The sequence below is a fragment of the Enterobacter sp. Ap-867 genome (genome assembly GCF_011752855.1).
In the GTDB taxonomy this organism is placed as follows: Bacteria; Pseudomonadota; Gammaproteobacteria; order Enterobacterales; family Enterobacteriaceae; genus Cedecea.
Genome location: NZ_VWWS01000004.1, coordinates 1 through 12,964 on the forward strand (window position 1 = coordinate 1; position 12,964 = coordinate 12,964).

General features: G+C 56.6%; 9 protein-coding genes and 1 other RNA gene. 3 read left to right on the forward strand and 7 right to left on the reverse strand.

Annotated features, from left to right (window positions below; translation table 11 throughout):
* The 5 genes from F3J26_RS12105 to ppsR form a co-directional block, all read right to left on the reverse strand.
* On the reverse strand, positions 1-699 hold a 699-nt coding region (locus F3J26_RS12105), incomplete at its 3' end, for a ChuX/HutX family heme-like substrate-binding protein (RefSeq protein ID WP_166994071.1).
* An 11-nt stretch (positions 700-710) separates the two neighbouring features.
* On the reverse strand, positions 711-2,690 hold the full coding sequence (locus tag F3J26_RS12110) for a TonB-dependent hemoglobin/transferrin/lactoferrin family receptor (RefSeq protein WP_166994073.1): 1,980 nt from the start codon (positions 2,688-2,690) through the stop codon (positions 711-713).
* Between the two features lie 102 nt (positions 2,691-2,792).
* Positions 2,793-2,957 (reverse strand): hemin uptake protein HemP, encoded by a 165-nt coding sequence (gene hemP, locus F3J26_RS12115; RefSeq protein ID WP_008456537.1) that lies wholly within the window; start codon positions 2,955-2,957, stop codon positions 2,793-2,795.
* A gap of 187 nt (positions 2,958-3,144) precedes the next feature.
* Positions 3,145-4,191 carry a 3-deoxy-7-phosphoheptulonate synthase AroH gene (aroH, locus tag F3J26_RS12120; RefSeq protein ID WP_166994075.1) on the reverse strand — a complete coding sequence of 349 codons (1,047 nt, stop codon included), beginning with the start codon at positions 4,189-4,191 and terminating at the stop codon, positions 3,145-3,147.
* A 170-nt stretch (positions 4,192-4,361) separates the two neighbouring features.
* Positions 4,362-5,195, reverse strand: coding sequence for a posphoenolpyruvate synthetase regulatory kinase/phosphorylase PpsR (ppsR, locus tag F3J26_RS12125; RefSeq protein WP_008456534.1), 834 nt, complete (start codon positions 5,193-5,195; stop codon positions 4,362-4,364).
* Between the two features lie 327 nt (positions 5,196-5,522).
* On the opposite strand from ppsR, the gene ppsA reads away from it, so the two are divergent.
* Positions 5,523-7,901: a phosphoenolpyruvate synthase gene (ppsA, locus tag F3J26_RS12130; RefSeq protein ID WP_008456532.1), complete on the forward strand. Its 2,379-nt coding sequence runs from the start codon at positions 5,523-5,525 to the stop codon at positions 7,899-7,901.
* A gap of 84 nt (positions 7,902-7,985) precedes the next feature.
* Here the strand turns inward: ppsA and F3J26_RS12135 are convergent, their stop codons facing one another.
* Entirely contained in the window at positions 7,986-9,548 is a 1,563-nt protein-coding gene (locus tag F3J26_RS12135) for an alpha/beta hydrolase-fold protein (protein ID WP_166994077.1), read from the reverse strand.
* A 151-nt stretch (positions 9,549-9,699) separates the two neighbouring features.
* Between F3J26_RS12135 and F3J26_RS12140 the strand changes: the two genes are divergently transcribed.
* Positions 9,700-11,862 (forward strand): TonB-dependent siderophore receptor, encoded by a 2,163-nt coding sequence (locus F3J26_RS12140; RefSeq protein WP_166994079.1) that lies wholly within the window; start codon positions 9,700-9,702, stop codon positions 11,860-11,862.
* Between the two features lie 9 nt (positions 11,863-11,871).
* Positions 11,872-12,774, forward strand: a complete 903-nt coding sequence (locus tag F3J26_RS12145; RefSeq protein ID WP_166994081.1) for an alpha/beta hydrolase — start codon at positions 11,872-11,874, stop codon at positions 12,772-12,774.
* On the opposite strand, the gene rprA is transcribed toward F3J26_RS12145, so the two are convergent.
* Positions 12,771-12,877, reverse strand: an RNA gene (gene rprA / locus F3J26_RS12150) — antisense sRNA RprA. The genes F3J26_RS12145 and rprA overlap by 4 nt on opposite strands.
* Positions 12,878-12,964: the final 87 nt, after the last annotated feature.

The following is a 12,964-nucleotide window of genomic DNA, read 5'->3' on the forward strand; positions in this document are numbered from 1 at the left end:
GAAAAAAAAAAGTTGGGACAGCGCTTCGTTATCTACGCGACAGGCCAGATCGTTTTTCACCAGGCGGAAAGCCTGCTGGCGAGTCAGCTGATGGCGTTTAAGCAGCTGGAAGAACTGGTGTACATCCGTCATCGCGCGCCATTCTGCGTCCACCTTGTCGGCCTCGACCGTAGGCGTCATTACCGCTTCTTCAACGGCTTTGATCGCCAGCGCCGGATTGTCGGTGTGGATGAAACGGGTCAGCACCTGGCTCCAGGCTTCAACATCGGTGTTGTCGGTGGTGTATACCTTCAGCAGCGCATCACCCTGATGGTCAAAGAATTGAATGCTCTGGCGTTCGCCGCGAGCGGTCTCTTCCCGGACGTGGAACACGCTCGCCCACTGGTTCAGGAACAAACGCAGATCCAGCGCACGAGGATTCAGTACCAGCCCGGCGTGGCCGTTAAGGTGCTGGTTCTCAAAGCGGCCTACCTGCTCGTGAACGGCATATTCGTTGCGGCAGATGCACTTTGTTTCCCCCACGGCTTCCAGCGCGGCGAAGATCTCTTTCACATCGCCATTCAGGCGCCATGCGTCGTGCCCGACGCGGGCATGGGTCAGTTCCGCCTCGCTGATGTGCATCAGTTTGGCGATATCCCGGGCATATTTTTTCGGGTGTTCTTGCTTAAGCTGGATCCAGCTGTCGTAACGCTGACTCATGAATAACTCCTTTACCATTGATAGCTCACGAAAATTTTACCGTTACGGCCATCCTGCGGGAGACCCTGCGGTGACCAGTACTCTTTATCGAAGGCGTTGCCAAACACCAGCGTGGTGGTTAAACCGCGCAGCTGCTGCTGCCCTTTGTAGCTGACATAAAAATCGCTGACCGCATAGCCCGGCTGCTGTGCATAGGAGCTGCTGATATGGGTGGAACGCTCGGCGAAGGTGCCGACCCAGCCCACGGAGAAGCCGCTGTGTGACACAGGGATGTCCAGGGTGGTGGTGACGGTGTCCGGGTTCAGGCTGGAGATGTACTCGCCGGTATCTTCATCTTTACCGCGGGTACGGTTATAGGCGGTATCCAGGCTGAACAGATCGGCGGTGTACTTCGCGTTGACGTCCCAGCCCCAAATTTTTGCTTTTGGCACGTTGTAGGACATGGTGGTCGCTTTGGCGAAGTCCACGGTGGTAGAGATGTAATCTTTCGCTTTGGTGTCGAAGTAGCTGGCTTTGAATTCCAGGCCGTCGTTAGCCATGGCCAGATTGTCGAAGCGCAGACCGAAGCCGTATTCCTGCGTTTCGTTGGTTTCCGGGCGCAGGTTCGGGTTTGGTACCCAATAGTTGGTGTAGCGAGTGCCGATAGAGAAGTGCTTGGAGTCGTTGTACATCTCGCCCATGGTCGGCGCACGGAACGCCTGCGCATAGGAACCAAACAGCATCAGCCAGTCGGTTGGGGTGACAGAAACCGCCCCGCGTGATGACCACTTGTCGGCATCCACGTCTTTATAACCCTGACTGCTGCCGCTGTAGTTGTCATAACGCGTCCCGGCCAGGATAGAAATCGGCAGGTCGCGCAGGGTGATTTCATCCTGCAGCCAGCCGGAACCAAAGTTGATTTTCGCCTGTGGGAAACCGGTCGTCAGGCCACCAGGAGCCTGCTCCTGACGATAATATTCGCTGCCGTAGGTCAGCAGGTTAGCCGCGAAGCTGTCGCTAAACAGACGGCTGCGGTTTTCGAGCTTACCGCCTTTGGTCGTCTGTTTACGGAATTCACCCCCCTGATTAGGGGTTTCGGCGTTGATACGAGCTTCGGACCAGTAGGCCGTCGCGGTCGCGTTCAGCCAGTCGTTATCCTGCGGATTGAGGTGGTATTTCAGCTGCGCGTCGCGCTGAATGGTGGAGCGATTGGTCATCGGGTTGCTGGAGGCTGAGGCATCCGGCGTCTGCGGGTTTTTCGGTTCCTGCGCGTTGTTATTGTAGTAGCGCAGGGAGCCGGACAGCGACTGAGCCGAATCGATATACCAGGTGCCTTTGGTCAGCAGGTTGCCGATGTTTTCGTCATTAGGCGCGGTTTCACCGTTGCTCTGGCGCAGGTTACCGCGATCGCGGCTGGACCAGGCGACGACGCCATCCAGGTTATCGGTACGGCCAAAGGCACTGGCGCCCATGCCGATGCTGTGGTCGCCGGTACCGCCGGTGCTGAAGACGCGGAAGCCGCTGTTTTGCCCGTCAAATAGAAGATCGGCGGCGTCTGCGGTTTCATAGGAAATAACACCGCCCAGCGCGCCGCTGCCGTACAGCAGAGCCGCCGGACCACGTACCACTTCAATACGCTTAATCAGCGCGGGATCGAGGAACGTACTGTTCAGGTGGCCGGTGTCGGTGCCCTGACGAATGCCGTCTACCAGGGTAAGTACACCACGGCGGTCGTAACCGCGCATGTTGATGTCCTGGCCGTTGGTGCGCCCGGTGCCGTCGATGGTGATCCCCGGAACTTTGCGCAGCATGTCAGCGGCTGACGTGGACGTCTGGCTCTCTGGCGAATTCGCATCGATAACGCTCACCATCATTGGGGCTTCGAAAGTGCTGCGTTGGTTACCGGTGGCAACCACGGTCATTTGATCGTCTTTTGCGAAAGCGGGCAGGGCGGTAAATACGGCTAACGTGAGTACAGACAGACGAAAACCTGCTGTGTTGGTGCAAGGCATAGCGCAACTCTCCTAAGGAATATCGAAAGCGCTGGCTGCCTGGGTATGACCTGGGTGGCTGGCTAATTTCCCCGTTAGGGTGTGGGGAACGGTTTGTTTAATTTATTTGGTCAGGATCAGCTTCCCGGCCTGAGTCTGGCGTAACAGATATTGCTGTCCTTCATGGACGATAACAACGCGGCCATCGGCACCGAGCAGCGTTTTGCTGTCAACCTGGCGAGGTTCTGTCGCGGGCTGTGGGCGGGCGGGGGTGAATGGTTTGTCCATACGCTTCACTCTGTTTACAAATGACAATCAGTGTAACAATGAGAATCATTATCAGAAAAAGCCGAATCAGCAGCAAGCATTATTTGTAAGAATTGTGTGAATCAGGGAATTTCTTTGCGGGCGAGTTGTCGCGAGGCGTAATGCTATGATATCCGGCGGGTTATCAAGTGCCCGCCGGTGGAAACTATCAGAAGCGTCGGTCAGTGGCCTGCGCCAGCATCGCGACCAGCGTTTCCGTATCTTCCCAGTTAAGGCAAGGATCGGTGATCGACTGCCCGTAAGTCAGGGGCTTGCCAGCAACGATTTGCTGCGTCCCTTCTTTCAGGAAGCTTTCCGCCATGATCCCGGCAATCGCCCTCGAGCCGTTGCGAATTTGCGTGCAAACATCTTCGCAAACATCCAACTGACGGCGGTGCTGCTTCTGGCAGTTGCCGTGGCTGAAATCAATCACCAGATGTTCAGGCAAGTCAAACGCGCCCAGCGTGTCGCAGGCGGCGGCAATGTCTTCTGCGTGATAATTCGGCTGCTTGCCGCCGCGCATAATAATATGGCCGTAAGGGTTGCCGCTGGTCTGGTAAATCGTCATCTGCCCCTGTTTATCCGGGGAGAGGAACATATGGCTGGCACGCGCGGCGCGGATGGCATCCACCGCAATGCGGGTATTGCCATCTGTACCATTTTTAAAGCCAACCGGACAGGAGAGTGCGGACGCCATTTCACGGTGGATCTGGCTTTCGGTCGTGCGCGCGCCAATGGCGCCCCAGCTAATCAGGTCGGCGATATACTGCCCGGTCACCATATCCAGAAATTCGGTCGCGGTAGGGACACCCAGCTCGTTGACCTGCAGCAGCAGGCGGCGCGCCTGTTCGAGGCCGTAATTAATGCGGTAGCTGCCGTTCAGATCAGGATCGGAAATTAACCCTTTCCAGCCGACGACGGTGCGGGGTTTTTCGAAGTAGGTACGCATCACGATCTCAAGACGATCCTGATGTTTTTCACGCAGCGTTTTGAGGCGGCGAGCATAGTCCATCGCGGCGTCAAGATCGTGGATCGAGCAGGGGCCGACGATAACCAGCAGGCGCTTATCTTCACCGGTGAGGATCTTTTCGATCCGGCGGCGGGCGGCGGTGACGTGCTGGGCAACCTCGGCGGAAACCGGGAAGCGCTCGGTTAGCTCAGCCGGTGTCACCAGGCTGTCGATGCGCGCGGTTCGCAATTCATCTGTTTTGTTCATTGGGTGTCTCAGAAATTTTGTCTTCTCTGCGGCAGATTTACCGGGAAGTGATGGGGATCACAATAAACCAAAGCTGACCGATTTCAACATCCGGCCGGCTTTGGCGAAAGGATTGCCCCACCGCAGTCTGTACACCCTAGCATACACGCTCGATCTTTTGTACTAGTTTCTTAGTACATGCGGCGATTCAGCCCCATAATGTCGAGAATTTTGGTCGCCATCTCTTCAACAGAATAGTTGGTGCTGTTGAGGTAGCGGATCTGATTTTTACGGAACAGAGCTTCCACTTCGGCGACCTCCAGACGGCACTGGCGGAGAGAGGCATAGCGGCTGTTTTCACGCCGTTCTTCACGAATGGCGGCCAGGCGTTCAGGGTTAATGGTCAGACCAAAAAGCTTGTGCTGCAGCGGTTTAAGCACGGCCGGGAGCTGAATGTTGTCCATGTCATCGGCAATAAAAGGGTAGTTCGCGGCGCGAATGCCAAACTGCATCGCGAGGTACAGGCTGGTCGGCGTTTTTCCACAGCGGGATACGCCCAGCAAAATGACCTGCGCCTGATCGAGATTGCGCATCGAAATCCCGTCGTCGTGCGCCAGCGTGTAATCAATGGCGGCAATACGGGCGTCGTATTTCGTCAGGTTACCGGGGTTAAGGCCGTGCGTTCGGTGGGCGACGGGAGTCGGGTCGAGTTTTAGCTCCTGCTGCAGCGGCGCAACCAGGGTTTGCACGATGTCCTGACAGAAACCTTCGCTCTGCATAATGATGTCGCGGATATTGGGCAGCACGATGGAATAAAACACCAGCGGACGCACCCCGGTTTGTTGGTAAATAGCGTCAATCTGCTCTTTTACCGCTTTTGCGCGGCTTTCATTTTCAACAAACGGCAGCGTAATACTGTTGATAGATACCGGGAATTGTGACATGACCGCGTGACCAAGTACCTCTGCGGTAATCGCGGTGCCATCGGAAATACAAAATACCTGACGATCGACTAAATTATCCATTTTTATTCCTGAGCGGGGAACCGGTTTCCCTAAAGCATAAAGTAAAACAAGGGATTCCGAGTAGCGCTAATCTTAATTTAAAAAGTGAAATAGCGTTTTTAAATTTAATAAACCATCTTAAATATATTCAAATCAATACTATACCCATCTAAACTGTGAGGATTATATGATAATCAATGGTTTATGAAATGAGCGGATCTATCCGAAAACGTCATATTTTATTTTGCTTGAACGATTCACTGGTTTCATTCCCCCCTAAGAATATGCAAAGCTAAATACGAAGTCTGGTGTTTCTTGTACCCATTCATTTAAAAAAGGATTGTTTCGATGTCCAATAACGGCTCGTCACCGCTGGTGCTTTGGTATAACCAACTTGGCATGAATGATGTAGACAGGGTCGGAGGCAAAAATGCCTCCCTGGGTGAAATGATTACCAATCTTTCGGGTATGGGCGTTTCCGTCCCGAACGGTTTTGCGACCACCGCCGAGGCGTTTAACCTGTTTCTCGACCAGAGCGGCGTGAACCAGCGTATCTACGAGCTGCTGGATAAAACCGACATTGACGATGTGAGCGAACTGGCAAAAGCCGGGGCGCAGATTCGCCAGTGGATTATTGACACGCCTTTCCAGCCTGAGCTGGAGCATGCCATTCGTGAAGCGTACCAAACGCTCTCCTCCGATGATGCCGAGGCCTCTTTTGCGGTGCGTTCTTCGGCCACTGCGGAAGACATGCCGGACGCTTCCTTTGCCGGGCAACAAGAAACTTTCCTCAACGTGCAGGGCTATGATGCCGTGCTGGTGGCGGTGAAACACGTTTTTGCCTCGCTGTTTAACGACCGTGCAATCTCCTACCGCGTGCATCAAGGCTACGACCACCGCGGCGTGGCGCTCTCCGCTGGCGTTCAGCGTATGGTGCGCTCCGACCTCGCTTCTTCCGGGGTGATGTTCTCCATTGATACCGAATCCGGTTTCGATCAGGTGGTGTTTATTACCGCCGCGTGGGGCCTGGGTGAAATGGTTGTGCAGGGCGCCGTAAACCCGGATGAATTCTACGTGCACAAGCCAACGCTTGAGGCGGGTAATCCGGCCATCGTTCGCCGCACCATGGGTTCGAAAAAAATTCGCATGGTCTACGCTCCAACGCAGGAACACGGCAAGCAGGTGCGGATTGAAGACGTGCCGGAAGCCGATCGCGACCGCTTCTGTATTACCCAGGAAGAGATTCAGGAACTGGCTAAGCAGGCGGTACAAATCGAAAAACATTATGGCCGCCCGATGGACATCGAGTGGGCTAAAGACGGCCATACCGGCAAGCTGTTCATCGTTCAGGCTCGCCCGGAAACCGTGCGTTCTCAGGGCCAGGTGATGGAACGCTACCAGCTGCACGCGCAGGGGCAGATCGTGGCGGAAGGCCGCGCGATTGGTCACCGCATCGGCGCGGGTCCGGTAAAAGTGATCCACGACATCAGCGAAATGAACCGCATCCAGCCGGGCGACGTGCTGGTCACTGACATGACCGACCCGGACTGGGAACCGATCATGAAAAAAGCGGCGGCGATTGTCACCAACCGCGGCGGGCGTACCTGCCACGCGGCCATCATCGCACGTGAGCTTGGTATTCCAGCCGTTGTGGGCTGTGGCGATGCCACCGAGCGCATGAAAGACGGCCAGAACGTGACCGTTTCCTGCGCCGAAGGCGACACCGGCTACGTTTACGCGGAGATCCTCGACTTCACCGTGAAAAGCTCCACGGTTGATGCCATGCCGGATCTGCCGCTGAAGATCATGATGAACGTTGGCAACCCGGATCGTGCGTTTGACTTCGCCTGCCTGCCGAACGAAGGCGTTGGCCTGGCGCGTCTGGAATTTATCATCAACCGCATGATTGGCGTGCACCCGCGCGCGCTGCTGGAGTTCGACCAGCAGGAGCCCGCGCTGCAGGCGGAAATCCGCACGATGATGAAAGGTTATGACGATCCGGTTGAGTTCTACGTGGGTCGCCTGACCGAAGGGATCGCGACTTTAGGTGCGGCGTTCTGGCCGAAGCGCGTGATTGTACGTCTGTCTGACTTCAAATCTAACGAATACGCCAACCTGGTGGGCGGCGAGCGTTATGAGCCGGAAGAAGAGAACCCAATGCTGGGCTTCCGTGGGGCAGGTCGCTACGTGGCAGACAGCTTCCGCGACTGCTTCGCGCTGGAATGCGCGGCCATGAAGCGCGTGCGTAATGAAATGGGCCTGACCAACGTCGAAGTGATGGTGCCGTTTGTGCGTACCGTTGCCCAGGCAAAAGCGGTGGTTGAGGAACTGGAACGTCAGGGCCTGAAGCGCGGTGAGAACGGGCTGAAGATCATCATGATGTGCGAGATCCCGTCCAACGCCCTGCTGGCGGACGAGTTCCTGCAATACTTTGACGGCTTCTCCATTGGCTCGAACGACATGACGCAGCTTGCGCTGGGCCTGGATCGCGACTCTGGTGTGGTGTCTGAACTGTTTGACGAGCGTAACGACGCGGTGAAAGCGCTGCTGTCGATGGCGATTAAAGCGGCGAAGAAACAGGGTAAATACGTCGGGATCTGTGGGCAGGGGCCGTCCGATCACGAAGACTTTGCCGCCTGGCTGATGGAAGAGGGGATTGACAGCCTGTCCCTGAACCCGGACACCGTGGTGCAAACCTGGCTCAGCCTTGCTGAACTGAATAAGTAACGTTCAACCCTTCTCTGCAATAAAGAGAGGGGATCCGGCCCGGAGCCTGCCTGCCTTATGCGGGGCAGGCCACCGGGCCGACACTTATCCCCGCTTAATCAATTCCTTCATGCCGGTAATAATGGCCTCGCACCACGCCGCATAATCATGCCCACTCGACCAGGGGTTAAAGCTCACCTCGTAGCCCTTTTCACGCAGCACGGCTTCAAGCTGTTGCGTATTACGGTAAATACCGCCGTCTGCGCCTTTGCTTTCAAAGCGTCCCGCCTGCAGCCAAAATCGCACCGGCAAGCGCGGGGATGCCTGATACTGACGGGTAAGCCAGCCCGGCGCTTCGCCCTCGGGTGCCCACCAGTAAGAGCCGGACAAACTCAGCACGTTGCCAAACGCTTCGGGATGGCGAAGCGCCACCCAGGACGATGCCAGACCGCCGTAACTGGAGCCTGCCACGATGGTTTTTTGTGCCGGAGTGGTGATGCCCTGACGGCGCAGCCACGGCACCAGCTCTTCGGCCATAAAATCGGCGAAATCGGGATTGGGCGGCAGCTCTTTTTCCCGTCGCTCGCCGTCGAGGCTGTCGATAAACACGGCGTTAACCGGCGGCAGGGCATGACGGGCTATCAGGCCGTCCAGCACATTGGCGAGATGATAACGGTCCTGGTACATACGGCCATCGAACAGCATTAGCGTCCAGCGGGCGGGCTGCCCCCCGCGTGGCCGGTAGACGGCCACTTCCCGCCGGTTAGCCAGCTTTTTGCTTTCTACCTGATAGCGAACCAGGGAGCCCTGCCTAATCGGCTCGGCGGTTGCCTGCGGGGTAAAATAGCGGTGGGTGGTCAGGTCTAAAAGTGAGAAACGATTCCAGCGGTCGCCTTTGCCTGCGGGGCTGAATTGCGGGTTAAGCGGGTCAGTCTGGGCCGACACCAGAATCGCCCGGCGCTGGTCGCGCGCGGTGCCTTCCACAAGGGGAACGTCGGGGGCAAGTTTGTACTGCATTAGCGTATCAGCCGGTACCACATAGCTGCGATACCAGACGTCGGACTGCCCGAGGCGGAACATCGGGTCATGGTCACCGGCCGGTGAACCGAGCACGAACACGTTGCCCTGTGCGCCTCGCCACAGGAACGTCACGCGTTTGCGGCTGGCATCGATGGGCTCGACCAGCGGCGTGCCCTGCTCGCGCCTTTCCTGCCAGAAAGCTTCCGTACTTGCGCCGTGGCTCAGAGCCTGCTCAAGCGCCAGCAGTGCCGGGCTTTCCGGGGATTGTTCGTCGTTACGCTTGAGCGGCACGGTTTCACGGATCTGCCAGCGAAACAGCCAGCGCCTGCCGGGCTCACCGCGAAGCACCAGCGTAGAAGGCTGACCGACGGGCAGGGCAAAAAGCGGATTGTGCTGGCCATCCACCGGCCCATTTTCCACCAGCGAACGCCAGAGCCTGCCTTTGCTGTCCACCAGGCTGGCGTCGGTTACGCCGCTCAACCGGACGTTGGCGTAATTTTCACCCAGCGCCGGAAGGGCAAAGCAGATTTCGCCGCTGGCGTCGAACTTCCCATCCTGCTCACCCTGGCTGCCGGTAAAAGTACAGGTCGCGGCCACCGCCGACGCTGAACAAAGTCCCAACATTAATGCGCTCCACGCGGCTCTCATCGTGTTTATCATTCCTGATAAAAAAGTGCACACACGCTAATGCAAATGAGATTGATTTGCAATAACATTGCGAGTCGTTGCGTTTTACGACAAAACGTAACAGGAGAGAAAGGCGAACTTAATTCACCTAATCACATGGGATGTTACGGTCATGCACTTTAAAAATAATAAGGTAACCTGCGGCCTTTGGCTGATGGGATTCAGTGCCCTGGGGATGGGAAACAGCGTTCAGGCGCAGGAGCGGCAGGGCAGCGAGGAAACTCTGGTTGTCACCGGCTCCGTTAGCGAGGATCCTTCTGCGCCGCTGAAGGGGATGGTGGCTACCAAAACGCTGTCTGCAACGAAAACCGCGGCTGATTTGCTCCAAACGCCGCAGTCGGTTTCGGTGATTACCCGCGACCAAATGAACGCGCAGGATGTTACCTCCGTGTCGCAGGCTTTGCGCTATTCGGCCGGGGTACTGACGGAGTATCGGGGCAGTTCGAACCGCAACGATGAGGTGTTTGTGCGCGGCTTCAGCTATGTCCCAAAATATCTTGACGGACTGAGCTACGGCGCAACAGCGTCTTCCCAGACCGGGACGTTTGACCCGTGGCTGCTTGAGCGCGTGGAGCTGGTGCGTGGCCCGGCATCCGTGTTGTTCGGCCAGGTGAACCCCGGCGGGCTTATCAGCATGACCAGCAAGCGGCCGACAAGGGAAGCGATACATGAAGTGCAGTTCCGCTCAGGCAACCAGCATCTGGCCGAGGGGGCTTTTGATTTTGGCGGCTCGCTAAGCGACGATAATCGGGTGCTTTATCGCCTGAACGGCATCGCACGCACGCAGCACAGCCAGGTGGCCGATTACAAAGAGCAGCGCCTGGCGATTGCGCCGGCGCTGACCTGGTATCCCAACGAGCAGACTCGTTTTACTTTACTGACCAGCTACCAGAAAGACCCGAAGGCGGGCTATCGTAACTTCCTGCCTGCCGCAGGCCTGGTGACGGAAACCACGGCGGGGTATATCCCGCTGGACTTTAACGTTAGCGATCCCAATTACGACCAGTCGTGGCGCGAGCAAACGATGGTGGGCTATGAGTTCGAGCACAGCTTCAACGATATCTTCACCTTCCGCCAGAACGCCCGTTACGCCAGCATCAAACAGAAGTACCGTTACCTCGTGTATTCCACCTCAAAAAGCGAGACGCTACTTTCGCGCCGTGCGCAGCGAGAAACGCGTGATACCGATGAGTTTGGCGTGGATAACCAGCTTGAGGCGCAGTTTGATACCGGCGCGCTGGGGCATACGCTGTTAGGCGGCCTGGATTACAAGTCTAACCATGACCGGCAGCAGCTCAGCCGCGGCACCGGGGCGAAATACGATCTGTACTGGCCGAATCCGGTATATGGCCTCAATGTGGACGAAAGCACCTTCAGCGCGGTGAACGACGACCAGCAGAATCTCGACCAGACGGGCGTGTACCTGCAGGATCAGCTCAGCTGGAACAACTGGCAACTGCTGCTTTCCGGGCGTTATGATTGGGCCGAAGTGCGCACGACGGACAGGTTAAAAAGTAAAACGACGCAGCAGAATGACAGCAAGTTCACCTGGCGTACGGGGCTGCTTTACGCCTTTGATTTTGGCCTGTCGCCGTATATCAGCTACAGCACCTCGTTTGAGCCCAATCTGCAGACCAACCGTGCGCCAGGCGCTGCGCCGTTCGACCCAAGCCTGGGCAAGCAGACCGAAGTGGGCCTGAAGTATCAGCCGCTGAAAGAGACCTTCATGACGCTGGCGGTGTTCGATCTCCGCCAGACAAACGTTGGGACCTACAACAGCGCGCTGGGTTGGTTTGAAAACGCCGGTGAAATCCGTTCTAAAGGGCTGGAGGCGGAGGTGCATTCCACGCTGTTTAACAGCCTCAACCTGATAGGCTCTTACACCTGGACGGATGCGGAAACCGTGAGCACCACCGTGGCGGGCACCGAAGGAAAAACGCCCGCGCGTGTTCCAACACATATGGCCTCGGCGTGGGGCAGTTACACTATTCCTGAAGGCCTGCTGAAAAACCTGACGGCAGGTGTCGGGGTTCGCTACATCGGGACCAGCTATGGCGATGCGAAAAATACCTTTAAAGTGGCGGCCGTGGATCTCTATGACGCCATGCTGCGTTACGAGCTGGGAGAAGTGAGCCCTGATTTAAAAGGGGCCGCCCTGCAGTTCAACGTCAATAATCTGTCGGACACAAAATACGTGGCGTCCTGCGCGTCGGATTCAGCCTGTTTCTACGGCATTGGCCGTACCTTAACCGCCACCGTCAGCTATCGCTGGTAAGGAGAACTTTTGCGCTATCTGCTTATGGCGCTTATCGCACTCGCTGCTCCCTCGGGGGCAGCGGTCATCGAGGATAAGCCCTACACGCTGGCGAATACGCTGGTACACAGTCTGCATTCGCCGGAAAACGGTGAGTATAAAATTATGGTTTCCTGGCCTGAAGGCGAAGCGCCTTCAGAAGGCTGGCCGGTGATTTACCTTCTGGACGGTGAGTCCGTCTTCCCCGGCGCGGTGTCGCTGATGCAGCGCCTGACCTGTGAGCGTTGCCCGTTGACGCCAGGCGTGGTGGTGGCGATTGACTACCCGGAAAACAGCCGCCGGGAGCGGGATTATCGACCTGCGGTAGAAAAAGTGGTGCTGGAGCCGAATCCGGCAGGGGGCACTTATCCGCCAGGCGCCCCCGGCGAGGCGCAGAAATTCTGGCGGTTTATTGACGCCGAACTCCGGCCCTGGGTCGAAAAGCAGTGGAAAATCAATCCGCAGCGGCAGGCGCTTTTTGGGCACTCCTATGGCGGCCTGTTCACCACCTGGCTGTTTATGACCTCGCCGGGCGCTTTCCAGCATTATTACGCCTCAAGCCCATCGGTGTGGTGGAACGATCGCTATCTGCTGCGAATGGCGCAAAACTGGCGGCCTGATAAGGGAAATGCTCAGCTATCGCTCTCCGTGGGAAGTTATGAACAGTCGCTGCAGCCGCAGGAGGCCAGGCTGTCGGAAGAGAAGCGCGCCACGCTATTAAAACATCGTGGGCAGCGAGCGATGGTAGACGGGAACCGCGAAATGGCTAATGCCCTGATAGCTAACGCCCCGACCCGGGTTGATTTTACGCTGGTAGAAGGACAGAGCCACCTGACCGTTGCCCCGTTGGTTCTGCATGGGGCGCTTATCAATCACTTTGCGAAATCAGAATAAAAAAAAGCCCATCATCAAGATGGGCAAAGACTACACACAGCAATTCGTTGTTTCACTCAGGGGATTTCGATGTTTATAAATCAACGTGTTGATTCATAACCGTGAGTTAAATAGTAGGCATCTCACTAAGTGGCGTCACTCAGATTCGTCTCAATCGTTAACAGAAGGTAAATAACTTGAGGCAGCATAG